Source organism: Enterobacter cloacae complex sp. IR53030 (genome assembly GCF_049238365.1).
Lineage (GTDB): Bacteria > Pseudomonadota > Gammaproteobacteria > Enterobacterales > Enterobacteriaceae > Enterobacter > Enterobacter kobei.
Map to the genome: position 1 here is coordinate 102,447 of NZ_JBMKHA010000001.1, position 26,715 is coordinate 129,161.

General features: G+C 55.6%; 25 protein-coding genes. 11 read left to right on the plus strand and 14 right to left on the minus strand.

What is annotated here, in order from left to right:
* Positions 1-290 precede the first annotated feature (290 nt).
* Positions 291-1,688, plus strand: a complete 1,398-nt coding sequence (chiP, locus tag ACOTXR_RS00530; protein ID WP_014883015.1) for a chitoporin ChiP — start codon at positions 291-293, stop codon at positions 1,686-1,688.
* A gap of 47 nt (positions 1,689-1,735) precedes the next feature.
* Complete coding sequence (chiQ, locus tag ACOTXR_RS00535) at positions 1,736-2,062, plus strand: ChiQ/YbfN family lipoprotein (RefSeq protein ID WP_014883016.1); 327 nt, start codon at positions 1,736-1,738, stop codon at positions 2,060-2,062.
* A gap of 137 nt (positions 2,063-2,199) precedes the next feature.
* Here the strand turns inward: chiQ and fur are convergent, their stop codons facing one another.
* The 4 genes from fur to ybfF form a co-directional block, all read right to left on the minus strand.
* A complete protein-coding gene (gene fur / locus ACOTXR_RS00540; RefSeq protein WP_003858655.1) occupies positions 2,200-2,646 on the minus strand; it encodes a ferric iron uptake transcriptional regulator in 447 nt (148 codons plus the stop codon).
* A 287-nt stretch (positions 2,647-2,933) separates the two neighbouring features.
* Positions 2,934-3,464 carry a flavodoxin FldA gene (gene fldA, locus ACOTXR_RS00545; RefSeq protein ID WP_008501067.1) on the minus strand — a complete coding sequence of 177 codons (531 nt, stop codon included), beginning with the start codon at positions 3,462-3,464 and terminating at the stop codon, positions 2,934-2,936.
* Positions 3,465-3,619: 155 nt separating this feature from the next.
* Positions 3,620-3,907: a LexA regulated protein gene (gene ybfE / locus ACOTXR_RS00550; protein ID WP_014883017.1), complete on the minus strand. Its 288-nt coding sequence runs from the start codon at positions 3,905-3,907 to the stop codon at positions 3,620-3,622.
* A 128-nt stretch (positions 3,908-4,035) separates the two neighbouring features.
* Positions 4,036-4,809, minus strand: coding sequence for an esterase (gene ybfF / locus ACOTXR_RS00555; RefSeq protein WP_032637188.1), 774 nt, complete (start codon positions 4,807-4,809; stop codon positions 4,036-4,038).
* Between the two features lie 183 nt (positions 4,810-4,992).
* On the opposite strand from ybfF, the gene seqA reads away from it, so the two are divergent.
* The gene (seqA, locus tag ACOTXR_RS00560; protein ID WP_014883019.1) at positions 4,993-5,541 is read left to right on the plus strand and encodes a replication initiation negative regulator SeqA; all 549 of its coding nucleotides are present in this window, start codon (positions 4,993-4,995) and stop codon (positions 5,539-5,541) included.
* Between the two features lie 24 nt (positions 5,542-5,565).
* On the plus strand, positions 5,566-7,206 hold the full coding sequence (gene pgm, locus ACOTXR_RS00565) for a phosphoglucomutase (alpha-D-glucose-1,6-bisphosphate-dependent) (RefSeq protein WP_050862818.1): 1,641 nt from the start codon (positions 5,566-5,568) through the stop codon (positions 7,204-7,206).
* Positions 7,207-7,310: 104 nt separating this feature from the next.
* Here the strand turns inward: pgm and potE are convergent, their stop codons facing one another.
* The 9 genes from potE to kdpF form a co-directional block, all read right to left on the minus strand.
* Positions 7,311-8,624: a putrescine-ornithine antiporter gene (potE, locus tag ACOTXR_RS00570; protein ID WP_022647448.1), complete on the minus strand. Its 1,314-nt coding sequence runs from the start codon at positions 8,622-8,624 to the stop codon at positions 7,311-7,313.
* The gene (speF, locus tag ACOTXR_RS00575) at positions 8,621-10,819 is read right to left on the minus strand and encodes an ornithine decarboxylase SpeF (protein ID WP_014883022.1); all 2,199 of its coding nucleotides are present in this window, start codon (positions 10,817-10,819) and stop codon (positions 8,621-8,623) included. Before speF ends, potE begins: the two co-directional genes overlap by 4 nt.
* 254 nt (positions 10,820-11,073) lie before the next feature.
* Complete coding sequence (gene speFL, locus ACOTXR_RS00580) at positions 11,074-11,178, minus strand: leader peptide SpeFL (RefSeq protein WP_003858645.1); 105 nt, start codon at positions 11,176-11,178, stop codon at positions 11,074-11,076.
* Positions 11,179-11,457: 279 nt separating this feature from the next.
* Positions 11,458-12,135, minus strand: coding sequence for a two-component system response regulator KdpE (gene kdpE / locus ACOTXR_RS00585; protein WP_008501074.1), 678 nt, complete (start codon positions 12,133-12,135; stop codon positions 11,458-11,460).
* Positions 12,132-14,819 carry a two-component system sensor histidine kinase KdpD gene (kdpD, locus tag ACOTXR_RS00590; protein WP_058689811.1) on the minus strand — a complete coding sequence of 896 codons (2,688 nt, stop codon included), beginning with the start codon at positions 14,817-14,819 and terminating at the stop codon, positions 12,132-12,134. The genes kdpE and kdpD overlap by 4 nt, the downstream gene beginning before the upstream one ends.
* Positions 14,820-15,395, minus strand: coding sequence for a potassium-transporting ATPase subunit KdpC (kdpC, locus tag ACOTXR_RS00595; RefSeq protein WP_045281604.1), 576 nt, complete (start codon positions 15,393-15,395; stop codon positions 14,820-14,822).
* Positions 15,396-15,407: 12 nt separating this feature from the next.
* Positions 15,408-17,456 (minus strand): potassium-transporting ATPase subunit KdpB, encoded by a 2,049-nt coding sequence (kdpB, locus tag ACOTXR_RS00600; protein ID WP_058689812.1) that lies wholly within the window; start codon positions 17,454-17,456, stop codon positions 15,408-15,410.
* Positions 17,457-17,474: 18 nt separating this feature from the next.
* Positions 17,475-19,154: a potassium-transporting ATPase subunit KdpA gene (gene kdpA / locus ACOTXR_RS00605; protein ID WP_222834802.1), complete on the minus strand. Its 1,680-nt coding sequence runs from the start codon at positions 19,152-19,154 to the stop codon at positions 17,475-17,477.
* On the minus strand, positions 19,154-19,243 hold the full coding sequence (kdpF, locus tag ACOTXR_RS00610; protein WP_014069365.1) for a K(+)-transporting ATPase subunit F: 90 nt from the start codon (positions 19,241-19,243) through the stop codon (positions 19,154-19,156). The genes kdpA and kdpF overlap by 1 nt, the downstream gene beginning before the upstream one ends.
* A gap of 308 nt (positions 19,244-19,551) precedes the next feature.
* Between kdpF and ACOTXR_RS00615 the strand changes: the two genes are divergently transcribed.
* The 7 genes from ACOTXR_RS00615 to nei all read left to right on the plus strand — a co-directional run bounded on the left by ACOTXR_RS00615 (position 19,552) and on the right by nei (position 25,267).
* Complete coding sequence (locus ACOTXR_RS00615) at positions 19,552-19,758, plus strand: YbfA family protein (protein ID WP_014883027.1); 207 nt, start codon at positions 19,552-19,554, stop codon at positions 19,756-19,758.
* A 208-nt stretch (positions 19,759-19,966) separates the two neighbouring features.
* Positions 19,967-21,379 carry a deoxyribodipyrimidine photo-lyase gene (gene phrB, locus ACOTXR_RS00620; protein WP_058689813.1) on the plus strand — a complete coding sequence of 471 codons (1,413 nt, stop codon included), beginning with the start codon at positions 19,967-19,969 and terminating at the stop codon, positions 21,377-21,379.
* Between the two features lie 10 nt (positions 21,380-21,389).
* On the plus strand, positions 21,390-22,133 hold the full coding sequence (locus tag ACOTXR_RS00625; protein WP_058689814.1) for a type 2 GTP cyclohydrolase I: 744 nt from the start codon (positions 21,390-21,392) through the stop codon (positions 22,131-22,133).
* A gap of 14 nt (positions 22,134-22,147) precedes the next feature.
* Entirely contained in the window at positions 22,148-22,804 is a 657-nt protein-coding gene (gene pxpB / locus ACOTXR_RS00630; protein WP_023336926.1) for a 5-oxoprolinase subunit PxpB, read from the plus strand.
* Complete coding sequence (gene pxpC, locus ACOTXR_RS00635; RefSeq protein WP_023336927.1) at positions 22,798-23,730, plus strand: 5-oxoprolinase subunit PxpC; 933 nt, start codon at positions 22,798-22,800, stop codon at positions 23,728-23,730. Before pxpB ends, pxpC begins: the two co-directional genes overlap by 7 nt.
* The gene (pxpA, locus tag ACOTXR_RS00640; protein WP_058689815.1) at positions 23,717-24,457 is read left to right on the plus strand and encodes a 5-oxoprolinase subunit PxpA; all 741 of its coding nucleotides are present in this window, start codon (positions 23,717-23,719) and stop codon (positions 24,455-24,457) included. Before pxpC ends, pxpA begins: the two co-directional genes overlap by 14 nt.
* Positions 24,458-24,475: 18 nt before the next feature.
* Complete coding sequence (nei, locus tag ACOTXR_RS00645) at positions 24,476-25,267, plus strand: endonuclease VIII (protein WP_014883034.1); 792 nt, start codon at positions 24,476-24,478, stop codon at positions 25,265-25,267.
* A gap of 99 nt (positions 25,268-25,366) precedes the next feature.
* Here the strand turns inward: nei and ACOTXR_RS00650 are convergent, their stop codons facing one another.
* Positions 25,367-26,650, minus strand: coding sequence for a citrate synthase (locus ACOTXR_RS00650; RefSeq protein ID WP_014883035.1), 1,284 nt, complete (start codon positions 26,648-26,650; stop codon positions 25,367-25,369).
* Positions 26,651-26,715 lie beyond the last annotated feature (65 nt).

Below are 26,715 nucleotides of genomic sequence, written 5' to 3' on the forward strand. Positions count from 1 at the left end.
AAATGGCAAATTTCGCAAAATACGCGATTTCTAATGTTCTAATACCCTGAAATACGCTGCTATACCCCCGCCAAATCACGCTTCCGGCCAAATGTTACAAAGCACTACCAATTATGTGCACTTCGTCATAATCCTGACTTTTGCCTGATGAAAAGCATTGATAATTCGCGTCGCGAAAAATAACCTAAAGACGGTAGTTAATTCGAGGGTATTTATAACTACCCCTGACCGCCTGGTCTTTTTTATTTTCGCCGTTTTAGGCGCTTTAATTCGTCAAAGAGGAATAATCTATGCGTACGTTCAGTGGCAAACGTAGTGCGCTGGCGCTGGCTATTGCCGGTGTGACAGCAATGTCTGGCCTGGTTGTTACACCTGAGGCGAAAGCTGCGGGTTTCATCGACGATTCTACCCTCACGGGCGGCATCTATTACTGGCAGCGTGAACGTGACCGTAAAGACGTCGCCGAAGACAAATATAAAACCAACCTTTCTCACTCCACATGGAACGCCAACCTGGACTTCCAGTCAGGCTATGCCGCAGATATGTTCGGCCTGGATATCGCTGCATTCACCGCGATTGAAATGGCGGAAAACGGCGACAGCGGCCACCCTAACGAAATTGCCTTCTCCTCCAGCAACAAAGCTTACGATGAAGACTGGTCCGGTGATAAGAGTGGTATCAGCCTGTACAAGGCCGCAGCGAAATTTAAATACGGCCCGGTCTGGGCGCGTGGAGGGTATATTCAGCCAACCGGCCAGACGCTGTTAGCACCACACTGGAGCTTCATGCCAGGTACCTATCAGGGCGCAGAAGCCGGGGCGAACTTTGACTATGGTGATGCGGGTGCGTTGAGCTTCTCCTATATGTGGACCAACGAGTATAAGGCTCCATGGCACATTGAAATGGACAAGTTCTACCAGAACGATAAGAAAACCAAAGTCGATTATCTCCACTCGCTGGGCGCGAAATACGACTTTAAAAACGATCTGGTACTGGAAGCCGCATTTGGTCAGGCGGAAGGCTATATCGATCAGTATTTTGCTAAAGCCAGCTACAAATTTGATATCGCAGGAAGTCCGCTGAGCACCAGCTACCAGTTCTATGGTACGCGTGACAAGGTCAGCGATGGCGGCGTCAACGACATTTATGACGGCACCGCGTGGCTGCAGGCGCTGACTTTCGGCTATAAAGTGGGCCAGGTTGATTTACGCCTGGAAGGGACATGGGTGAAGGCGGAAGGGCAGCAGGGCTACTTCCTGCAACGTATGACGCCAACTTACGCGTCATCTAACGGTCGTCTGGATATCTGGTGGGATAACCGCTCAGACTTCAACGCCGATGGTGAAAAAGCGGTCTTCTTCGGCGCAATGTATGATCTGAAAAACTGGAACCTGCCGGGTTGGGCAGTGGGCGCTTCTTACGCTTACGCCTGGGACGCAAAACCTGGCGACATGGCCACGCCGGATGCGTACTACGATCCAAACTATCGCCTGAAAGAGTCCTCCTACAGCCTGGATGCTATCTATACCCTGCAGGATGGGCGCGCGAAGGGCACGATGTTCAAACTGCACTTCACTCAGTATGACAACCACTCCGATATCCCGAGCTATGCGGGCGGTTACGGCAACATCTTCCAGGATGAACGTGACGTGAAATTCATGGTTATTGCCCCATTCACCATCTTCTGATGAATCTTCCGGCGGGTTAAGGCCCGCCGGACCGGAGACTGCATATGATGAAAAAAATCGTAATTGTCGCGATGCTTGCATCGGGGCTGGTGGCCTGCGCTCAGCCTCAGGCACCGAAGGAAGATTCCAGGCTAAAGGAGGCTTACAGCGCCTGTATTAATACCGCACAAGGCTCGCCGGAGAAAATTGAAGCCTGTCAGAGCGTACTGAATGTGCTGAAGAAAGAGAAGGCGCATGAGCAATTCGCGACGCAGGAGAATATTCGTGTGATGGATTATCAGGCCTGTATCCAGGCGCGTAAAACGGGTAACGATCAGGAAGTCGCGAAGCGTTGCGATAAGATCTGGAACGAGATACGCAATAACAATAATTAAGTTGCTTTACGCCCGGTGGCGCTGCGCTTACCGGGCCTACAAAGGCGTCATAGTCCGTAGGCCCAGGCGCTGCGCCACCGGGTTTTTTAAGGCAAAAAAAAGCCAGCCTTACGGCTGGCTCAGAGTATGAACGTGACTTATTTTGCGTCGTGCGCGTGTTCATTTTCGCGGCAATCACCTTCAGCGCAGTGACCATACAGGTACAGGCTGTGGTTGGTCAGGCGGATGCCATGACGAGCGGCGATTTCACGCTGACGCGATTCGATGGAATCATCGCTGAATTCAATGACCTTGCCGCAATCGAGGCAGATCAGGTGATCGTGGTGATGTTGCTGGGTCAGTTCGAATACAGATTTACCGCCTTCGAAATTATGACGGGTAACAATGCCCGCGTCATCAAACTGGTTCAGCACGCGATAAACGGTGGCCAGACCAATCTCTTCACCCATGTCGATAAGACGTTTATAGAGGTCTTCCGCACTGACATGGTGGTTGTCTGGACCCTGAAGCACTTCGAGGATTTTTAACCGAGGAAGCGTTACTTTCAGGCCAGCCTTCTTTAATGCGGTATTGTTGTCAGTCATGCGGAATCTGTCCTGTTGCTAAACGATTCACTTCTGAAAGAAGTGACAGAAAATGCACCTTGGATATTGCGTCTCATTATAGAACTGCCACGGCTAAATGAAAACTGCAAGTCTCAGGCAAAGTATGCTTATAAAAATGGGGTATCACCGACAAACTTGTGAAATGAAAACCACATTTTACCAGGGAAACATTGTACAGGTCTGAGCGAAAAAGTTAAAAGTTTGTAGCAATTAATTTAATCGGTTTTACCTGGAAAACGGGCGCAACCGCCGTTGCGCCGCGAAAATCAGGCGTTGAGAATATCGTCCAGGTGCAGTTCTTCACGGATCTGCTTAACCCACTTCTCTACGCGCTCAGCGGTGAGCTCAGGCTGACGGTCTTCGTCGATGGCCAGACCCACGAAGTGATCGTCATCGGCAAGACCTTTGGAGGCTTCAAAGTGGTAACCGGCAGTGGGCCAGTGACCGACAATAACGGCGCCGTTCGGCTCAATGATGTCGCGGATGGTGCCCAGCGCGTCGCAGAAGTACTCGGCATAGTCTTCCTGATCGCCACAGCCAAACAGGGCAACCAGCTTGCCGTTGAAGTCCACCTCTTCCAGCGTTGGGAAGAAATCATCCCAGTCGCACTGTGCTTCACCGTAGTACCAGGTTGGAATACCCAGCAGCAGAATGTCGTAGCCCTCGAGATCTTCTTTGCTGCTCTTGGCGATGTCATGCACATCAGCAACGTCTTTACCGAGCTGTTTCTGAATGTTTTTTGCGATATTTTCGGTATTGCCGGTATCACTGCCGAAGAAAATGCCGATGATTGCCATGAGTAAAATAACCTCTTGAAACTTAATGGTATGGTGGCGCAATTCGGCCACGGATAAGGGCAATAATAGCAGAACAGGCAACCCTGCGGAAACCGCTATCGCGCAGGACTGCACTCTGTGCTACATGAAAAGGGTAAAAAAGGGGTTTTTCAGACTTATGCCTGGCTGCGCAATGTCTCAAGCTGGGCGATCAGCATCTCTTCAATGAGCTCGCTGCGGCTGATATTACGCGCTTCCGCCAGCTCGTTAAGCGCATCGACAGCGTCAGCGTTGAGCTTCAATTCGACACGCTTAAGCCCACGATTTTTATCGCGTTTAAGCTGGTTGCGTTTATTAATACGCAGCTGTTCGTCGCGCGAAAGCGGATTCGTTTTCGGTCGTCCCGGTCGACGCTCATTCGCGAACAGATCTAGTGTCGTACGGTCCGTTTGTTCTTTGGCCATGATTCAGAGACTTCGGGGGAAACACGCCGCCCTGCTAATGCCCGGGCGATAAGCGCGCCATCATACATCAGCAAAAACGGCACGCCAACGACTGGAAGCCCGTCGTCTTCCAGTCGCTCTCTTTTTAATCAATTTGCCGTATCAGTGAGATAGCGACGAATGGCGCGCAGGACTGCATCAGGTTTTTCCGCATGTACCCAATGCCCGGCACCGGCAATTACATGGGCGCGCGCCTGCGGGAATTGTGCCAGCAGCGTGTCGCGGTAAGCATCAGTAACGTAAGGCGAGTTACCGCCGCGAATGAAGAGGGTAGGATGCGGCCAGGCGGGGACGGCCTCCCAGCCAACGATGTTATTATACTGGTCCCACAGCACCGGGACGTTAAAACGCCATTGCCCCTCAACAAACGACTTCAGCAGGAATTGCACCACGCCTTCTTCATCAAGATGCTCACGCATCACGGCTGCTGCCTGCTGACGGGTGGAAACGCCGGCCTCCGTCACCGCATTAATTGCCGCGAAGATCTCATCGTGACGGCGAACGTCGTAATCCACTGGGGCGACATCAATCACCACCAGCCCGGAAATTCGCTCAGGTGCCAGTGCCGTGAGCGCCATGACCGCTTTACCACCCATCGAATGCCCGATGAGGGTCACTTTCTGCAGGTTGTGGGCGTCGAGCGTATCCAGGAGATCCTGCGCCATTGCCGCGTAGGTCATCTCGTCTGCGCGCCCGGAAAGTCCGTGGTTGCGCATATCGACCTGTAAAATATCGTGATCGGTAACCAGATCGCGCGCCAGCACGCCCAGGTTATCCAGGCTGCCAAAAAGTCCATGAACCAGTACGATGGGAGAATTATTGTTCGGCGATTGTGCAGTTTGCGCTCGGGTATTCAATTTCATGGCAAAGTTCTTTTTTTACGTTTGTCAGGTTAGGGTATCATGTTGACCATTCTGCCGCCCGGCCGCAAGGTTCCAGTTTAATCTGACTTTTGCCGCCAACCTGGTTTGACGCTATCCGCTGTTGGGATTTGACCTTATAATCCCAATGACTTGTATTCAGATAAGATATCGCACTGGATTAAGATGAAAACAATCGAAGTTGATGACGAACTCTATCAGTATATTGCCAGCCAAACGCGGCATATCGGGGAGAGCGCGTCCGACATTTTACGGCGCATGCTTAAAATTTCCGCCGCTTCACAGCCTGCTACCCCAGTCACCAAAGATGTCGTGTCTCAGCCGAGCGTTGTTGCACAAGCAAAGCCTGCCGTGACGCCGGTAAAAGATAAAGTACGCGCGATGCGCGAGCTGCTGCTGTCCGACGAGTATGCGGAGCAGAAAAAGGCGGTTAACCGCTTTATGCTGGTGCTGTCTACACTTTACTCCCTGGATAACAAAGCGTTTGCTGAAGCGACCGAGTCGCTGCACGGTCGTACTCGCGTCTATTTCGCGGGTGACGAGCAAACGCTGCTGCAAAATGGCAACCAAACCAAACCTAAACATGTCCCTGGCACCCCATACTGGGTGATCACCAATACCAATACGGGCCGCAAGTGCAGCATGATTGAACACATCATGCAGTCCATGCAGTTCCCGGCGGAATTGATTGAAAAGGTTTGCGGTACAATTTAACCCTTGCATCAGAAGGACCCGGTAATGGCAAATCACAGCCGTGCAGGCCAACCTGCACAACAAAGCGATTTGATTAACGTCGCTCAGCTGACCGCGCAGTATTACGTGCTGAAACCGGTCGTGGGCAACGCAGAACACGCAGTGAAGTTTGGTACATCTGGTCACCGCGGTAGCGCGGCACGCCATAGCTTTAACGAACCGCACATTCTGGCCATTGCTCAGGCCATTGCGGAAGAGCGCGCTAAAAACGGCGTTACCGGTCCGTGCTACGTGGGGAAAGATACCCATGCGCTGTCTGAACCGGCGTTCATCTCTGTGCTGGAAGTGCTGGCGGCAAACGGCGTCGACGTGATTGTGCAGGAGAATAACGGCTTCACGCCAACGCCGGCGGTGTCTAACGCTATCCTGGTGCACAACAAAAAAGGTGGCGCGCTGGCTGACGGGATTGTTATCACTCCATCCCACAACCCGCCGGAAGACGGGGGCATTAAATACAACCCGCCTAACGGTGGCCCGGCAGATACTAACGTCACCAAAGTGGTAGAAGACCGCGCAAACGCGCTGTTGGCTGACGGTCTGAAAGGCGTGAAACGCATCTCTCTGGATGCAGCAATGGCGTCCGGTCACGTAAAAGAGCAGGATCTGGTTCAGCCGTTCGTGGAAGGGCTGGCGGATATCGTCGACATGGCGGCGATTCAGAAAGCAGGTTTGAAGCTGGGCGTGGACCCGCTGGGCGGTTCCGGTATCGAGTACTGGAAACGCATTGCCGAGCATTACAAGCTTGATCTGACCATCGTGAACGATCACGTCGATCAGACCTTCCGCTTTATGCACCTGGATAAAGACGGCGCGATCCGTATGGACTGCTCCTCCGAGTGTGCGATGGCGGGCCTGCTGGCGCTGCGCGACAAATTCGATCTGGCGTTTGCGAACGACCCGGATTATGACCGTCACGGTATCGTCACCCCTGCCGGGCTGATGAACCCGAACCACTATCTGGCTGTGGCGATCAACTACCTGTTCCAGCATCGTCCGCAGTGGGGCAAAGAGGTGGCTGTTGGTAAAACGCTGGTCTCTTCCGCGATGATCGACCACGTGGTCGACGCGCTGGGCCGCAAGCTGGTGGAAGTGCCGGTGGGCTTCAAATGGTTTGTTGACGGTCTGCACGACGGCAGCTTCGGCTTCGGTGGTGAAGAGAGCGCCGGGGCATCCTTCCTGCGTTTCGACGGCACGCCATGGTCAACCGATAAAGACGGTATCATCATGTGCCTGCTGGCGGCGGAGATCACCGCGGTCACCGGTAAGAACCCGCAGGAACATTACAACGACCTGGCGGCACGTTTTGGTGCGCCAAGCTACAACCGTATTCAGGCGAGCGCGACCTCAGCCCAGAAAGCGGCGCTGTCTAAACTCTCTCCGGAGATGGTCAGTGCTAGCACCCTGGCAGGAGATCCGATCACCGCGCGTCTGACGGCTGCACCGGGTAACGGCGCGTCTATCGGGGGGCTGAAAGTAATGACCGACAACGGCTGGTTCGCTGCACGTCCATCCGGTACGGAAGACGCGTATAAAATCTATTGCGAAAGCTTCCTCGGCGCTGAGCACCGTCAGCAGATTGAGAAAGAAGCCGTAGAGATTGTCAGCGAAGTGCTGAAGAACGCGTAAGTGCGTTATCGGTGCGGGCTGATGCCCTCACCCCGGCCCTCTCCCACGGGGAGAGGGAGAAAACAATAAAAACGGCAACCCTCGGGCTGCCGTTTTGTTTTTACCTAACTATGCTTATTCTTCAATTCAAACCGTGGTGACACCAGACCGTACAGCGTCCAGCCCATAAAGGTCACCATTGCCCCATAGAGCATCGCTTCCTGACCGGAAGAGTAGAGCGCATAGAAGCTGTAAATCGCCCCAATGAGCGCCACGATATTCGCTGCTCGTGCTTTACGCGGATCCACCTTCGCGACCTTCTGAATAATCACCAGCGCGGCCATCGACAGAATGTACGGAATGATGTTCGTCACCACCGCCAGGTTGACCAGCACGTTGAACTGGCTGTTCAGCGACGGGCTAATGGTCATCAGCGACAATCCACTCTGGAAAATCACGATGGCCAGCATGCCCTGCACCGGTGCGTCCGCTTTGGTGACGCGGGAGAAGATTTTGGGGAAATAACCTTCGTCAGCCGAGGATTTAAACACCTGCGCGATGGTGAACTGCCAGCCGAGAAGCGAACCGCAGCAGGACATTACCATCAGACCCATAATCACCTTCCCGACTTCCGGGGTGAACATCTGGGCGAAAGCCAGCCCGAACGGTGCCGTGGAGTTAGCCAGATCCATATTCGGCACAATCCCGGCAATCACGTTGGTTGAGACGATATAGATCACCGCCGCCCCCAGCGTTCCGCCAAGTACCGCAATTGGCACGTTCTTTTCCGGGTTCTCAACCACTTCCGCATTCGCGCAGGCCGATTCCAGTCCGAGGAAAGCCCACAGCGTCATGGCGATAGAAGAGCCCACGGCGGTAAAGAACGGCACATGATGCGGGTTCCAGGAGTTGGCGTAGAGCGTAGGACTAAACCAGAACCAGCCGATGATGCATAAACCGACGACCGGGATAATCACGCCCCAGACGGTGATGCTGCTCAGTTGTCCGGTGATACGCGCGCCGCCGAAGTTCGCCACGGTGCAGATCCACAGCACCCCGATGGTCGCCAGCCCAATTTGTACCGGGGTGAGCGTGGCGCCAAACAGTTCCGTCCCGTAACCCACGGCGGAAATGGCAATCGCCACGTTGGCGATCAGCAGCGATACACCATAGGTGTAGTTGGCCATAAAGTTGCCGGACTTACCAAAAGCGTATTCCGCATAGCCACCCATCCCGCCGGACTTGCGGCTGAACATCCCGCATTTGGCGAATGCCCACGCCAGCGCCATTGACCCCACCGCCGTCACCAGCCAGGAGATAATCGAAATGGTGCCCACTTCGGCAAGCTTGGTGGGCAGCATGATGATCCCGGACCCCATCATGTTGACCATGGTGAGGATGGTCAGCTGCACCACGCCCATCTTATTGGATTTACTCATAATGTCTCTCCTTTCAGCAGCGCGGGCTGAGCAGCGGGTTGTTTGATGACGTTACAGCGAACCTGTTTGCGACCCTCACACTCTTCAACGTATACGCCCTGCAGCTCAGGCGCGAAGCCTGGTAGCAGGTTGATACCGTCTTCCAGCGCGGCAAAGTAGCGCAGCACGGAGCCGCCCCAGACTTCGCCCGGGACAACGCACAGCACCCCAGGCGGATAAGGCAGGGCGCCTTCAGCGGCAATGCGGCCTTCCGCGTCGCGCAGGGAGACCAGTTCGACTTCACCACGCAGATACGCATAGTTTGCCTCCTGCGGGTTCATCATCACGCGCGGGAAGTGAGACTTGCGGAACATCTCTTTTTGCAGTTGCTTCACGTTATGGCGGGCATAGAGATCGTGCATCTCTTGGCAAATCTGGCGCAGCGTGTAATCCGCGTAACGTTCCGGATGTTGTTTGTAGAGAGAAGGCAGGACCTCTTTCAGCGGAACATCGCTCTCGAGCAGTTTTTCGAAGCGCACCAGCTGCGCCACCAGCTGCTGCAGTTTGCCCATATCTTCCGCAGGGGTGAGCAGGAACAGGATTGAGTTGAGATCGCATTTCTCCGGCACGATGCCGTTTTCACGCAGGAAGTTGGCGAGGATGGTGGCGGGCACGCCGAAATCCTCATACTCGCCGGTGCGGGCGTTAATACCTGGCGTGGTCAGCAGGAGCTTGCACGGGTCGATAAAGTACTGGTGCTCGGCATAGCCCTCAAAAGCGTGCCAGTTTTCACCCGGTACGAAGTGGAAGAAGCGCAGATCGGTGGCAATTTCCGCTGTGTCGAAGCTTTCCCACGGACGGCCATCCACCGTCTCCGGCACAAACGGACGAAGGTACTGGCAGTTCTCCAGGATCAGTTTGCGCGCTTCGATACCGTTAACCACGCAGTCCATCCACATATTGCGACCGCTCTGACCTTCATGCATACGGGCGTTAATATCCAGCGCAGCAAACAGAGGGTAGAACGGGCTGGTGGAGGCGTGCATCATAAAAGCATTATTCAGCCGCTTGTGGGGTACATAGCGCTGCTGGCCTTTGATATGGCTGTCCTTTTTGTGGATCTGTGAGGTTTGCGAGAAGCCTGCCTGCTGTTTATGTACCGACTGGGTGACCAGAATTCCCGGGTCGTTTTCGTTCAGCTCCAGCAGCAGCGGCGAGCAATCTGCCATCATCGGGATAAACTGCTCGTAACCTACCCAGGCCGAGTCGAACAGGATGTAATCACACAGATGCCCAATCTTATCCACCACCTGACGGGCGTTATAGATGGTGCCATCGTAGGTACCCAGCTGGATCACCGCCAGACGGAACGGGCGTGCATCGCGTGCACGACCTGGCGCCACCTCGGCTACCAACTCGCGCAGGTAGCTTTCCTCAAAGCAGTGCGCGTCAATGCCACCAATAAAGCCGTACGGGTTGCGCGCGGTTTCCAGATAGACCGGTGTCGCGCCAGCCTGAAGAAGGGCGCCGTGATGGTTCGATTTGTGGTTATTACGGTCAAACAGCACCAGGTCGCCAGGGGTGAGCAGGGCGTTAAGGACCACTTTGTTGGATGAGGAGGTCCCATTCAGCACAAAGTAGGTCTTATCGGCATTAAAGACCTTTGCGGCATGTTGCTGCGCAATGCACGGGGCGCCTTCGTGGATCAGCAGATCGCCCATCGCCACGTCGGCGTTACACAGGTCGGAACGGAAAAGCGTTTCACCAAAGAAATCGACAAACTGATTGCCCGCAGGATGACGGCGGAAGAATTGCCCCCCCTGATGCCCCGGGCAGTCAAATGCGCTGTTACCCTGTTTCACGTAGTCTACGAGGGCACGGAAAAACGGCGGTCGCAGCTGGGTTTCGTACTTCTGGGCCGCCGCTTCCAGCTGGCGGCCATAAAAATCGTTGCTGGTGTCTGAATGCTCAAATACGCCGTGAATGCGCGATAAATAATCTGCCGGAATGATCTCTTCTTTATGCGTTGCGACAAAGACGGGAATGCCAAATCCGGTGGCTTCTATTTCTTCCAGTATGCCGCTGGAAATATCGCTAACGGCCAGAACAATGGCCGCGACGTCGATATAATCTGAAGCGCGGACATCCACAAGCTCACGCTGGGTGGTAAAGCAGTCCGGACATGCACGGCTGGCCGCGATTTTTAAACTTTTCATCTTTCTCTCTTTATTTTAGGTAATAAGCGTCCTTCGATTTCTTGTCAGAAAGAAATCGATAATTTTCCGGAAAAAAAGCAAAGTGTGGCCGCTGATTAAAATCAGTAAATTGCTTTTTGATGATTGAAATTCAGTCCGCCCGGTTGCAGATGAGTCTGAATTAAGTGGAATGAGCGCACGACTTCACAGGCAATGGCCTGTAAAATAAGGTATTTCAGGATAACCTGTAAGTGAGTGCGCCAGAAGTCGCAGGACTACCGGGCATTAAAGAGGTGAAAGTCAAAGCAGTTTCGGTGGGCAAACATCATGATATGTGTTGTCCGCCTTATATGGGGCATTAAGCGATTGTTGTTTTCCATGTTTCATTTTCCTTTCAGTAATTGAAAGCATGGTCATTTTATCCAGGAAAAAGGGATTAACTGTGAATCAGATCACCCTTAACCGATCATTTCAGAAATAATTAGTCGTTTTTGATGAATAACGCAGATCAAAATGCTGATTTGTTGTTGAAGTGTTAATGATTGGTTTTGTTAATGTTTTAAACGAGCAAAAATAATCCATGGAATAATGTATTGATTATTTTTTTAATATTGATCGGGAGGGTTTTTGATTATTTAGAAAATAATATGAATAGTTATTCAAAGCATAAACCGATAACCGATACCGGTTTCAGTTAATAAATGGCGAGGGCGAGCGGGGTCGACTTCCAGTTTCTGACGAAGGTGACCCATATATATGCGCAAATAGTGACTATGTTCCACCGCGTTGGGTCCCCACACCTGACTCAACAGCTGGCGCTGGGTGAGAACCTTGCCGTGGTTATTAAGCAGCACGGCGAGCAGGCGGAATTCGATGGGGGTAAGATGGATTTCCTCTTCACCGCGCACAATGCGCCGTGCGGCGAGGTCAACCCGAATATCACCAAACGTGTAGGTTGGGTCGGCAGGCGTGGTGGCGCTATGACGACGCAGCGCCACGCGCAGGCGAGCCTGCAATTCGCCAATGCCAAAGGGTTTAATCAGATAGTCATCGGCGCCGGCATCCAGCGCGGCGATTTTATCCGTCTCTTCAGTACGGGCAGAGAGCACGAGAATCGGCATCTGGCTCCACTGACGAACCTCACGAATAAAATCGATGCCGTCGCCATCCGGCAGCCCAAGATCGAGGATCACCAGGTCCGGCTTGCGGGTGGCGGCTTCAATTAAACCCCGTTGAAGCGTACCCGCATCGTGAACGCGCAGACCGTCTCCTTCCAGCGCAGCGCGCAGAAAACGGCTAATGGCGATCTCATCTTCGACAATCAGAACGTTAATCACAAATCCTCGGGTAATTCATTCAGTTCTGGCGGGGTTTCCAGAGGAAGTGTAACACAAAAACGCGCGCCGCCTTCCGGACGATTCTCTGCGGAAATGGTTCCGCCATGGACGTCAACGATCGCCTGACAAATCGCCAGCCCGAGCCCAACGCCCGGAATGGCCGACTCTTTGTTCCCGCGCGCGAATTTTTCGAAAATAGCCAGCTCCTGCCCGGCAGGAATGCCCGGTCCGGTATCCCAGACGTCAAGGTGAAGCGTGCCATCCTCTACCATCGCATCCACGCCAATCCGGGCACTTGAGCCGGCATATTTACCGGCATTTTCCAGCAGATTGATCAGCACCCGTTCAAACAAGGGGCCATCGACGTGAATTAAGGTTAGGGGTTCAGGCATGTTCAGCGCGATATGCCGCCCACCGAGGCCGGGCTCCAGCATTTTCAGCGCGCTGCCTACCACTTCTTCCAGCGTGAGCCACTCTTTTTTGAGGTTAAATCCGCCCGACTGAATGCGCGCCATATCGAGCAGGTTATTCACCAGACGGGTGGTATTCAGCACGTGCTGGCGGATTTCGCTGGCCTGAAGGGCGTGTTTAGACCCTTCCGCGGCCAGGTCCAGTGTCAGGATTTCTGACTGACCAAACAGAACGGTCAGCGGTGTCCGCAGGTCGTGCGACAGCGCCGCCAGCAGCGAGTTACGAATGCTTTCACGCTCGCTGGCCAGTCGGGCCTGTTCTTCACTGGCGGTAAGCGCCAGCCGTTCCAGCGCGCTGGCAACCAGCAGCGTAAAAGTCTCCAGCAGCCGCTGCTGCTCGGGGATCATCAGCTGACGCAGGTTTGAGGGCTCAACAATCACCAGCCCCTGATTTTTATCGGCGCTGCGTAGCGGCAGAATTTGATAGGGCACGCCGGGCAGGGTGTCGGTCCCTGCGCCCGCAGGTAACCCTTTATCAAAGCTCCAGCGCGCGATGGCTTCGTCCCAGGGCGTCATGCCGGAGGCCGAGGTTAGCGGGCGCAGCTTACCGTGTTCGTCCGGGAGTAAAATCAGGTTGCTGGCATGAAACGTCGAGCGAATAAACTGCTCGCTGGTCTGCACAATATCCAGCGGGGTCCGACCCACCGCCAGCGATTTCGACATTTCATACAGATGCCGCGTGCGCTGTTCGCGGTAGCGGGCGATGCGCGCCTGGTAGCGCACGCCCGCCGTCAGATTGCCGATCACCAGCCCGACGGTGAGCATCACGGCAAAGGTCAGGATGTACTGTACGTCCGATACGGCGAGCGTCCCGCGAGGGGCAATAAAGAACAGATCAAAGCTGATGACGTTAATCACCGTTGCCAGCACCGACGGCCAGCGTCCGTAAAAGAGCGCCACCACTACCACGCCAAGGAGGTAGATCATCACCAGGTTGGCCGCGTCGAAGGCAATCAGCCATTTGCTGGCAATGATCGTGATCAGGGCGCAGAGCACGACGGCCACCAGGCAGCCGCGAAGCTGAATGCGCCATTTATCACTGAAAGTACGGCTGTCCGGGGCGCGGCTGGGAAGGGGCGTGGGTTTATCATCCAGCGCCACGATCACCAGGTCCAGATCCGGCGCGCGGCGGGCCAGTTTGTCGGCAAAGGATTCACGGCTAAACCAGCGACGATGCTGGCGACGGCCAATGACGATTTTCCCCAGGTTATGCTCCCGGGCGTAGCGCAGAATGGCTTTATCTTCCTGAGGATCGGAAAGGGTGGCGGTTTCGGCACCCAGCTCCTGCGCCAGGCGCAGCGAACTCAGAATCGCGCGGCGCTGGTTTTCGGGCAGGGCATGAAGCTGCGGCGTTTCGACATACACCGCATGCCAGACGCTGCCAAATTTGGCGGCCAGACGCGCGGCGGTGCGGACAAGTTTTTCGTTACCGCTGCCGTGCCCCACGCACAGCAGGATGGCATCCCGCGTATGCCAGACGCGTTCCTGGCCCTGCAAATCGCGCCAGGCACGCATCTGATCGTCAACGCGATCGGCAGTACGGCGCAGAGCCAGTTCGCGCAGGGCAATCAGGTTGCCTTTGCGGAAGAAATGTTCGATGGCACGCTCGGCCTGTCCGGCAATATAGACTTTGCCTTCGTGCAGGCGCTGGCGCAAATCATCCGGCGGCAGGTCGACCAGCACCACTTCGTCAGCGGAATCGAAGAAAGGGTCGGGCACCGTCTCGCGCACCTGAATGCCGGTCACGCCGCTGACCACATCGTTCAGGCTTTCCAGATGCTGCACGTTAACCGTCGTGAAAACATCAATGCCAGCTTCAAGTAATTCTTCCACATCCTGCCAGCGCTTGGGGTGACGCGAGCCTGGCGCATTGCTGTGCGCCAGTTCGTCCATCAGGATAAGCGCCGGACGGCGGGCGAGGGCGGCATCAATATCAAACTCAGTGACTAAACGACCCCGATGGCTGATGCGGCGGGGCGGCTGGGTGGCAAGCCCCTTCAGCAGCGATGCCGTCTCTTTACGTCCGTGGGTTTCAATCACGCCGATGAGTATATCGAGCCCCTGCGCCCGAAGCCGCTGGGCTTCCGTCAGCATGGCGAAGGTTTTCCCGACACCCGCGCAGGCGCCAAAGAAAATTTTCAGTTTGCCGCGATGGGCTTCAGCCGTCTGTTCAAGCAGCCTGTCCGGATCCGGGCGCATGGGCTCGTCGGTCATTTAGTTTTTCCTTAGCGCGTCCAGCGCCAGATTCAGCTCAACAATATTCACTACCGGCATGCCGATATAGCTGACCAGCGGCTTTTGTGTGTGTTCTGCCACCAGCTTGCTCACCTGTTCAATACTCAATTGACGGGCGGCGGCAACGCGCGGGATCTGCCACGCCACCGCTGCCGGCGTCAGGCTATAGTCCAGCCCGCTGGCTGAGGCGGTGACCAGCTCCACGGGAACCTCGCGGCTGGCCTGTGGATTGGCGGCGCGCAGGGCGGCCACGCGCTCGGCGACGGCTTTGTCCAGCGCCGGGTTGCTGCCCGCCAGGTTACTGCCGCCGGATGCCATCGGATTATACGGGCTTTCGGCAGTGGCGGAAGGGCGTCCCTGGAAGTAGCGAGCGTCCGTAAAGCTCTGGCCAATCAGGCGCGAACCGCGGTTTTCACCGTTTTGCATAATCAGCGAGCCGTTAGCCTGATCCTTAAACCACCACTGGCCCAGGGCGGTGGTGACCAGCGGGTAGAGCCCGCCGGTAATCAGCGACAGCAGAATAAACAGAAGTATAGCGGGGCGTAACATCGTCATTTGATTCACCTTTTAAACCAGCCCGAACAGGGTCAACAGCAGATCGATAGCCTTGATACCGATGAAGGGCACCACCAGCCCACCCAGGCCGTAAATCCACAGGTTGCGGCGCAGCATGGCGGCCGCCGTGAGCGGCTTGTAGCTCACGCCTTTCAGCGCCAGCGGGATCAGGAAGACAATAATCAGGGCGTTAAAGATTACCGCGCTCAGAATGGCCGATGCCGGGGAGTGCAGGTGCATTACGTTCAGGGCGTTTAATTGCGGATAGGTCGCAGCAAACGCGGCCGGAATGATGGCGAAATATTTCGCCACATCGTTAGCGATGCTGAACGTGGTCAGCGAGCCGCGCGTCATCAGCATCTGCTTACCAATGTGCACGACTTCAATCAGCTTGGTCGGGTTAGAGTCGAGATCGACCATGTTGCCCGCCTCTTTTGCCGCCTGGGTACCGGAGTTCATTGCCACCGCCACGTCGGCCTGCGCCAGGGCAGGGGCATCGTTGGTCCCGTCACCGGTCATCGCGACCAGACGCCCTTCCGCCTGATACTGACGAATCAAGGCCAGTTTGGCTTCCGGTGTGGCTTCGGAAAGAAAATCATCCACGCCCGCTTCGGCAGCAATCGCCGCGGCGGTCAGACGGTTATCCCCGGTGATCATCACCGTTTTGATCCCCATTTTACGCAGCTGGGCAAAGCGTTCTTTGATGCCGCCTTTGACGATATCCTTCAGGGCAATCACCCCCAGCACATTTGCGCCTTCAGCCACCACCAGCGGCGTTGCCCCCTGACGGGCCACGCTTTCCACCAGGCTATCCACTTCGGATGGGAAGTGACCGTTATTAGCCTCAATGTGGCGACGGATGGCGTCAACCGAGCCTTTACGGATCATCCGGTCCTGAATATTAATGCCGCTCATCCGGGTCTGTGCCGTGAAGGGCACGAAAGTGGCATGCAGGCTCTGAACGTCGCGCTGGCGCAGGTTAAAGCGCTGTTTGGCAAGAATCATAATGCTGCGACCTTCCGGAGTTTCGTCGGCAAGCGATGAGAGCTGTGCGGCATCTGCCAGCGTTTTTTCATCCACGCCAGGTGCGGGTAAGAAGTCTGATGCCTGACGGTTACCGAGGGTGATGGTCCCGGTTTTATCAAGCAGCAGAACGTCTACATCGCCCGCCGCTTCAACGGCACGTCCGCTGGTGGCGATGACGTTGGCACCGAGCATACGGCTCATACCGGCGACGCCGATGGCCGACAGCAGGCCGCCGATAGTGGTGGGGATCAGACAGACCAGCAGCGCCACCAGCACCGTGATGGTGACCGCCGTACCGCCATAGGCGGAGAACGGCCACAGGGTCGCGGTTGCCAGCAGGAAGACGAGGGTCAACGCGACCAGCAGGATGGTCAGGGCAATCTCGTTGGGGGTTTTACGACGCTGGGCGCCTTCCACCATGGCGATCATCCGGTCAAGGAAGGTTTCACCTGGGTTAACGCTACACTGGATCACCAGCCAGTCGGAGAGTATGCGCGTCCCCCCCGTTACGGAGGCGAAATCGCCGCCGGATTCACGGATAACCGGGGCGGATTCCCCGGTGATGGCGCTTTCGTCCACCGACGCGCCACCTTCAATCACTTCCCCGTCGCACGGGATAATATCGCCAGCTTCGACCAGCACCACATCGCCTTTACGCAGTTCATCCGCCGGAACGTGGTCCATCTGCGCACCGTATTTTGGTTCACGTAACTTGCGTGCGAAGGCGGTCTTTTTTACCCCTTTCAGGCTGTTGGCCTGGGCTTTACTCCGGCCTTCCGCCAGCGCTTCCGCAAAGTTGGCAAACAGCACGGTAAACCACAGCCACAGGCTAATGGCGCCGGTAAACATCGCATTTCCCGGCATGTGGCCCGTTCCCATGGCAATCGCCAGTGCGGTGGTCAGGACGCTTCCCGCCCAGACAATAAACATCACCGGGTTGTGCCACTGCACGCGCGGGCTCAGTTTTTTCACCGCATCCATGAGCGCCTGACGAACTAATGACGGTTCGAACAGGGCCAGTTGTTTACGACTCATGACAAATTCTCCGCAAAATCAGCGTAAAGAGAGGTATTCCGCGACCGGGCCTAACGCGAGGGCGGGGATAAAGGTCAGGGCACCAACCAGTAACACGGTGCCTGTGAGCAGGCCGATAAACAGCGCGCCGTGGGTCGGTAATGTTCCGGTGGTGGTCGGTTGAATTTTTTTATTCACCAGCGATCCGGCAATCGCCATGACCGGCACAATGATCCCGAAACGACCCACGAACATGCAGAACGCCAGCAGACAGTTCCAGAACGGTGAGTTGGCACTTAAGCCTGCAAAGGCACTGCCGTTGTTGTTGGCGGCAGAGGAGACGGCATACAGCACTTCGCTAAAGCCGTGAATACCCGGGTTAAAGATGCCGCTGCGTCCGGCCTCGGTCATCAGCGCTAGTGCGGAGCCGAGCAGTACGAGGGCAGGGGTTACCAGAATCGCCAGCGCGGTTAATTTCATCTCGCGAACGTCGATTTTTTTACCGAGGTATTCCGGGGTACGACCAATCATCAGACCGGCAATAAACACCGCCAGTATCACGAACAACAGCATGCCGTAAAGACCTGAACCCACGCCGCCAAATACCACCTCGCCAATCTGCATCAGCCACATTGGGATCATTCCGCCCAGTGCGGTGAAGGAGTCATGCATGGCATTCACCGCCCCGCACGAGGCCGCCGTGGTGACCACCGCATAGAGGCTGCTGGCGAGAATGCCAAAGCGGCTCTCTTTACCTTCCATATTGATATTGCTGTTAGCCCCAAGCTGCATGAAATGGCTATTGCCGTTCCATTCAGCCCACATCACCAGCGCAACGCAGACCACGAAGATTAACGACATGGTCCAGAGCAGGGTGCGCCCCTGACGGCGATCGTTGACGACATCACCAAAGGCAAAGCAGAGTGCGGTGGGGATCAGGAAAATCGCCAGCATCTGCACAAAATTGGTCAGGGCAGTCGGGTTTTCAAACGGATGCGATGAGTTGGCGTTGAAGAAGCCGCCGCCGTTGGTGCCGAGCATCTTTATGGCTTCCTGCGACGCCACGGGCCCCATCGGCAGGAGCTGTTTTGCCCCTTCCAGCGAGGTATAAGGGGTATATGGCAGCAGGTTTTGCAGGCTACCTTGCTGAATAAAGAACAGCGCGATCAGCAGCGCAATTGGCAGCAATATCCACAGCGTGATGCGCGTCAGATCCACCCACGCGTTACCCAGGGTACTGATTTTCTGACGAGCAAACGCGCGCGTCAGCGCGAAGATCACAGCGATACCGCTGGCGGCTGAGAGGAAGTTCTGAACGGTTAACCCAACCATCTGGCTGAAATAGCTGAGCGTGGTTTCACCCGCATAGGACTGCCAGTTGGTGTTGGTGACAAAGCTGACTGCCGTATTCAGCGCAAGATGCCAGGACAGACCCGGTAATTGTTGCGGATTCAGCGGCAGACTCCCCTGCAGCATCAGCAGGGTAAAAAGTGCAATCAGCCCAACAATATTCAGCAGCAGAATGGCAAACAGATATTCACGCCAGCTCATCTCGCGATCGTCTATTCCCAGTACACGCCAGATCCCTTTTTCAACGCTTCCCGTACCAGGCAGGGGGACGTTGTTGATAAGCCTTGCCAGCCCCATTCCCAGTGGCCTTGCCAGAACGAACAACGCCAGTAAGAAGCTGGCAATAAGCAAAAACGCCTGAGCAGCCATCAGAATGCCTCCGCATTAATCAGGGCATAAACCAGATAACCCAATAACAGGAACACCAGCACGATGCCGGCAATAAGACCTGCACTCACAATCCACCTCCGGGTGACTTTTGTTGTTGGGTTAACGGTAGGATTTATGGCGCAAAGATTTCGCAAAAATGAGGAGAGAGGGTGTAAAAAAAGTATAAAAATGGCAAAGCCCACAATTTAACTATTGGTAAGTAAATTGTTAACTTTTTTGTAACTAAATTACGGCGCGAGAGTAAATATTCACTAAATGAATGAAAATAAGTGGTCGGATGAGTAGTAAAATTACACGCAAAGCGATATTATTTTATCCAGGTCACAGATTTTGAATTTTCCGGATGACGTTTCCGGCCAACTATAGGGGAGAAAATATGGATCTGTATAAAGCGTATCCAGCTCATATTGTGTTCATGCGTCGTACTTTCGCCGTAGTGGCTGGCGTGCTGGCCCTGCCGGTGATGCTGTTCTGGAAAGATCGCGCTCGTTTTTACAGCTATCTGCACCGCGTCTGGGCGAAAACCAGCGAGAAGCCGGTGTGGATGGATCAGGCCGAGAAAGCGACCTGCGACTTCTACTAAAAAAGAAAGACTACACATAGCAATATAGAAACCGCCTATAGCAATGGGTAATGCCAGTCAGTTACTTAACTGACTGGCATTACCACCCCCCGGCGGTCTTTTTTATTTCATCCCGTCTACACTTCATGGCAAAGTACAGTAAAAGCTCGCCACTTTTTCCTTTGGTGGCGTGCCCTTACGGACATAATGGATATTTGCCTGGAGTTTTATGCCCACCCATCTGGTTTGGTTTCGCGCAGATCTGCGCGTACATGACAACATCGCTCTCGCGGCAGCCTGTCGTTCTGAGGATGCCAGCGTGCTGGCACTGTTCATCGCTACGCCCGAACAGTGGCAGCAGCATGATATGGCACCGCGCCAGGCGGCTTACCTCAAATCACATCTGAACGTTCTGCAACACGCGCTTGCTGAAAAAGGTATTCCGCTGATCTACAAAGAGGTCAGTGATTTTGCCGCGCAGCTTCAGATGCTGCAGGCGATCTGTCAGCAAAACGGCGTCACACACCTTTTTTATAACTATCAGTACGAGCTGAACGAACAGCGGCGGGATCGCCAGCTGGAAAACATGCTGGACGGGGTAGTTTGTGAAGTATTTGATGACAGCGTCATGCTGGCGCCGGGCAGCGTCATGACCGGCAGTCACGAAATGTACAAAGTGTTTACGCCGTTTAAAAATGCGTTTGTTAAACGCCTGAAAGAGGCGCTGCCTGAGTGCGTGGCCGCGCCCGCTGTTCGGGGTGATGCCATAACCGATCTGCCTGAATTAACGTTTAACTATCCCCAACAGTCGTTCGACGATCTTCTGTTCCCTGCCAGTGAGAAATCAGCGATTGCGAAGCTGCGCCAGTTTTGCAAGCAGGGCGCGGGAGAGTACGACGCGCGCAGGGATTTCCCGGCGGTTGAAGGGACAAGCCGATTATCGGCCTGCCTGGCATTGGGCGTGCTCTCTCCTCGCCAGTGTCTGCATCGTCTCCTGGCCGAGCAGCCGCAGGCGCTGGACGGCGGGACGGGGTCGGTGTGGCTGAACGAACTGATCTGGCGTGAGTTCTATCGCCATCTGATGACTTATCATCCCGATCTCTGCAAGCATCGCCCGTTCATTCCCTGGACCGATAACGTAAAATGGCAGCACGACGAGGCGCGTTTACTGGCCTGGAAAAAGGGGGAGACGGGCTATCCGATTGTTGATGCCGCGATGCGCCAGTTGAATGAAACCGGGTGGATGCACAACCGTCTGCGAATGATTACCGCCAGCTTCCTGGTGAAAGATCTGCTTATCGACTGGCGTGTCGGGGAGCGTTATTTTATTTCTCAGCTGATCGATGGCGATCTGGCAGCGAATAATGGCGGATGGCAGTGGGCGGCCTCTACCGGTACCGATGCGGCTCCCTATTTCCGGATTTTCAATCCGACCACTCAGGGACAAAAATTTGATGCTAACGGCGACTTTATTCGTCGCTGGTTGCCCGCGCTCAGGCATGTTCCTGCGAAAGCGATCCACGACCCGTGGGCATGGGCGGATAAACAGGGCGTAAAGCTCGATTATCCCCGCCCGATTGTTGACCATAAACAGGCGCGCGTCGCCACGCTGGCGGCCTATGAAGCCGCCCGTAAAGCTTAAGAGAGTGATGATGAAAAACAGCGAACTGGAAAGCCTGATTAACGAAAAACTCAATACCGCCGCCTTCAGCGATTACGGCCCGAATGGGCTGCAGGTGGAAGGCCGTGAGACAGTGCAAAAAATCATCACCGGCGTGACGGCAAGCCAGGCATTGCTGGATGAAGCGGTGCGTCAGGAGGCCGATGCGATCATTGTTCACCACGGTTATTTCTGGAAAAACGAATCACCGATTATTCACGGTATGAAGCGCAACCGCCTGAAAACGCTGTTGGCCAATGACATCAACCTGTACGGCTACCACCTGCCGCTGGATGCACACCCGGAACTGGGGAATAACGTCCAGCTGGCGCAGCTGTTGGGGATCACTGTGATGGGCGAAATCGAGCCACTGGTCCCGTGGGGAGAGCTGTCGATGCCGGTTCCGGGTCTGGAGCTGGCCTCGTGGATCGAAGCACGTCTCGGGCGTCGTCCGCTGTGGTGTGGCGATACGGGGCCGGATACCGTTAAGCGCGTTGCCTGGTGTACCGGCGGCGGTCAGGGCTTTATCGACAGCGCCGCGCGTTTTGGTGTTGATGCGTTTATTACCGGTGAAGTCTCTGAGCAGACGGTTCACTCAGCCCGTGAACAGGGGCTGCATTTTTACGCGGCAGGCCACCATGCTACCGAGCGTGGCGGTATCCGCGCCCTCAGCGAATGGCTGACGGAAAATACCGATCTGGATGTGACCTTTATTGATATCCCTAATCCCGCCTGATGAGAGGTGCCCGAGTGCAGAGAGCGCGTTGTTATCTTCTGGGTGAAAGCGCAGTTGTACTGGAACTTGAACCGCCGGTCACGCTTGCCACGCAAAAGCGTATCTGGCGGCTGACACAGCGCCTGGTTGACATCCCGGAAGTGGTAGAAACCATTCCTGGCATGAATAACATTACCGTCGTGCTGCGCAACCCGCAGACAAAGGCGCTGGATGCTATTGAACGTCTTCAGCGCTGGTGGGAAGAGAGCGAAGCGCTGGAGCCGGAATCGAGAATGATTGAAATCCCGGTCGTCTATGGCGGCACGGGTGGGCCGGATCTTGGCGTGGTGGCGGATCACTGCGGATTAACGGAGAAGCAGGTTGTTGAGCTGCACAGTTCGGTGGATTACGTGGTCTGGTTTCTGGGGTTTCAACCCGGCTTCCCGTATCTTGGCGGATTATCCCCTCAGCTGCATACGCCGCGCCGGGCCGAGCCACGCCTGAGCGTTCCCGCGGGAACGGTGGCGATTGGCGGCGAACAAACCGGAATTTATCCGCTCACCTCGCCGGGCGGCTGGCAGCTTATTGGGCACACCGCCATGCCATTATTTGAACCGGGGCAGGAGGCACCCATTCTCCTTCGTCCTGGCGATACCCTTCGCTTTATCCCGCAGAAGGAGGGGGTATGTTAACGTTACTTCGCGCAGGGCTTTATACCTCGGTACAGGATGCCGGCCGCTTTGGCCTGCGCCAGTCTGGCGTGAGCTACTGCGGTGCGCTTGATCGTCCTTCGCTGGAGATTGCCAACCTGCTGGTGGGTAACGCAGGCAGCACGGCGGCGTTAGAAATTACGCTGGGTCAGTGCGTGATTGAGTTCGGTCAGGAAACCTGGTTTGCGTTGACCGGCGCAGGTTGTGACGCCACGCTGGACGGCAAAGCGGTGTGGACCGGCTGGCGTTTGCGGGCGAAAGCCGGGCAACGTCTGACGCTGAAACGGCCTTTGCACGGCGTGCGCAGTTACCTTGCGGTAGCGGGGGGCATTGACGTGCCGGAGGTGCTGGGGTCAGCCAGTACCGATCAGAAAGCGGGCATAGGGGGGCATGAGGGACGTTCGCTACGCGATGGCGATCGTCTGGCGATTAAGCCGTCAACACGCGATTTCTCGACGACGCAGGGCGTAAAACAGTTGCTGTGGGGGAACGTGATCCGCGCCTTACCGGGGCCGGAATATCAGGAGTTCGATGACGCTTCTAAAGAGTCTTTCTGGCGTTCGCCGTGGAAGATTAGCCCGCAGAGTAACCGCATGGGCTACCGCCTGCAGGGGCAGCCGCTGACCCGCACAACCGACCGGGAGTTGCTCTCCCACGGCTTATTGCCTGGCGTCATTCAGGTTCCGGGCAATGGTCAACCCATTGTGCTGATGAACGATGCGCAGACGACGGGCGGCTATCCGCGCATTGCCTGCATTATTGACGCGGATCGCTACCATCTGGCGCAAATTCCCCTCGGTCAGCCGATCCATTTCGTGCAATGTTCGCTGGAGGAGGCGCTGAAAGCGCGGCAGGATCAGCAGCGTTATCTCGAACAGCTGGCGTGGAGGCTTGATGGTAAAGATTGATTTAAATGCCGATCTGGGGGAGGGGAGCCGCGCCGACGCAGAGCTGATGACGCTGGTATCTTCGGTCAACATCGCCTGCGGCTTTCACGCGGGTGATGCGCAAACCATGCTGGAGAGCGTGCGCAATGCCATTAAAAACGGCGTGGCGATAGGCGCTCACCCGAGCTTTCCCGACCGGGAGAACTTTGGCCGTACGGCGATGGACCTGCCGCCGGAGACGGTCTACGCTCAGATGCTTTACCAGATTGGCGCGCTGGAGGCGATAGTGCGCGCTGAGAAGGGCGTACTGCGCCACGTGAAGCCGCACGGCATGCTTTACAATCAGGCGGCGAAAGATCCTGCTCTGGCGGACGCCATTGCCCGCGCGGTGCGGGATTGTGACGCTCAGCTGATTCTGGTGGGCCTGGCGGGCAGCGAGCTGATCCGCGCCGGGCAGCGCCTGGGGTTAACCACCCGCCAGGAAGTGTTTGCCGACCGGGGATATCAGTCTGATGGCAGCCTGGTGCCGCGAACGCAGGCCGGGGCGCTCATTACCGACGAAGGTAAAGCGCTGGCGCAGACGCTGGAGATGGTGCGCGCCGGGCGTGTCACCGCTGTGGATGGTACATCGGCAAACGTTCAGGCCGATACGGTATGCTTACATGGCGACGGCGAGCATGCGCTCCAGTTTGCGCGACGCCTGCGGGCAGCGTTCTCTGATGAGGGTATTCTTGTCAGCGCAGAATAATCATTTAAGGACAATAACATGCCAGAAGGTCCGGAGATCCGCCGCGCGGCGGATAGCCTGGAAGCGGCGATAAAGGGCAAACCGCTGACGGATGTCTGGTTTGCCTTTCCGCAACTCAAACCGTTTGAATCACAGCTGCTGGGGCAGACGGTGACCCATATTGAAACGCGCGGGAAAGCCTTACTCACGCACTTTTCCCATAACCTGACGTTATATAGCCATAACCAGCTTTACGGCGTCTGGCGCGTGGTTAACGCGGATGAACAGCCGCAAACCACCCGTGTGCTGCGGGTCAGGCTGCAAACGGCTGATAAAGCCATCCTGCTTTACAGCGCGTCGGATATCGAAATGTTAACGCCTGAGCAGTTGCTCGTTCATCCGTTCTTGCTGCGCGTCGGGCCGGATGTGCTGGATATGCGCCTGACGGCGGGCGATGTGAAAGCCCGTTTGCTGTCACCCAAATTTCGCAATCGGCAGTTTTCCGGTCTGTTTCTCGACCAGGCCTTTCTGGCCGGGCTCGGCAACTACCTGCGGGTGGAAATCCTTTGGGAAGCCGGGCTGGCGCCGCAGCATAAAGCCTCGCAGCTCAGCGATGAACAGCTGGAAGCGCTGTCCCATGCGCTGCTGGACATACCGCGTTTATCCTACACGACGCGCGGCGTGGTAGATGAGAACAGGCATCACGGGGCGCTGTTCCGGTTTAAGGTGTTTCATCGGGCGGGGAAAAAGTGCGAGCGATGTGGCGGGATTATCGACAGGATTATGCTCTCTTCGAGACCTTTTTACTGGTGCCCGCACTGCCAGAAATAAAAGTAAAACGGTAACCCAAGGGTTACCGTTTTTAAGGTTTTCACCCTCTCCCTGTGGGAGAGGGCTGGGGTGAGGGCATCATGCCGCACCCAACGTCTGTTAGCGCTTAATATCAGACTTAAAATCACGCTGCTCGTAGCCGGTATACAGCTGACGAGGACGGGCGATTTTCATGCCTTCGCTGTGCATTTCGTTCCAGTGCGCAATCCAGCCTACGGTACGGGCCATGGCGAAGATTACGGTGAACATGGAAGACGGAATACCCATCGCTTTCAGAATGATACCGGAGTAGAAGTCGACGTTCGGGTAGAGTTTCTTCTCGATGAAGTACGGGTCGTTCAGCGCGATGTGTTCCAGCTCCATCGCCACTTCCAGCAGATCATCTTTGGTACCCAGTTCTTTCAGCACTTCGTGGCAGGTTTCACGCATCACGGTGGCGCGTGGGTCATAGTTTTTGTAAACACGGTGACCGAAGCCCATCAGGCGGAAGGAATCATTCTTGTCTTTCGCACGACGCACGAATTCAGGAATGTGCTCAACGGTGCTGATCTCTTCCAGCATCTTCAGTGCCGCTTCGTTCGCGCCGCCGTGCGCCGGTCCCCACAGGGAGGCGATGCCCGCAGCGATACAGGCGAACGGGTTCGCGCCTGAAGAGCCCGCGGTACGGACGGTAGAGGTGGAAGCGTTCTGTTCGTGGTCAGCGTGCAGGATCAGGATACGGTCCATTGCGCGTTCCAGCACCGGGTTCACTTCGTACTCTTCGCACGGCGTGGAGAACATCATGCGCAGGAAGTTACCGGCGTAGGAGAGGTCGTTACGTGGATACACAAACGGCTGGCCGATGGAGTATTTGTAACACATCGCCGCCATGGTAGGCATTTTGGACAGCAGACGGAACGCCGCGATATCACGGTGACGCGGGTTATTCACGTCAAGGGAGTCGTGGTAGAACGCCGCCAGCGCACCGGTAATCCCGCACATCACCGCCATCGGGTGAGAGTCACGACGGAACGCATGGAACAGACGGGTAATCTGCTCATGGATCATGGTGTGACGGGTGACGGTGGTTTTGAATTCATCGTACTGCGCCTGCGTTGGCTTTTCGCCGTTCAGCAGGATGTAGCACACTTCCAGATAGTTGGATTCGGTGGCTAACTGATCGATGGGGAAGCCGCGATGGAGCAGGATACCTTCGTCACCGTCAATGTAGGTGATTTTGGATTCGCAAGATGCGGTAGAGGTAAATCCAGGGTCAAAGGTAAATACTCCTTTGGAACCCAGCGTACGGATATCAATAACATCCTGACCGAGCGTGCCTTTTAGCACATCCAGTTCAATAGCATCACCACCGTTGAGGGTGAGTTTTGCCTTTGTATCAGCCATTTACGGTCTCCTTAGCGCCTTATGCTTAAGACTGCGCTTTACCGGATTTGCTTTCAGCTGTTAAT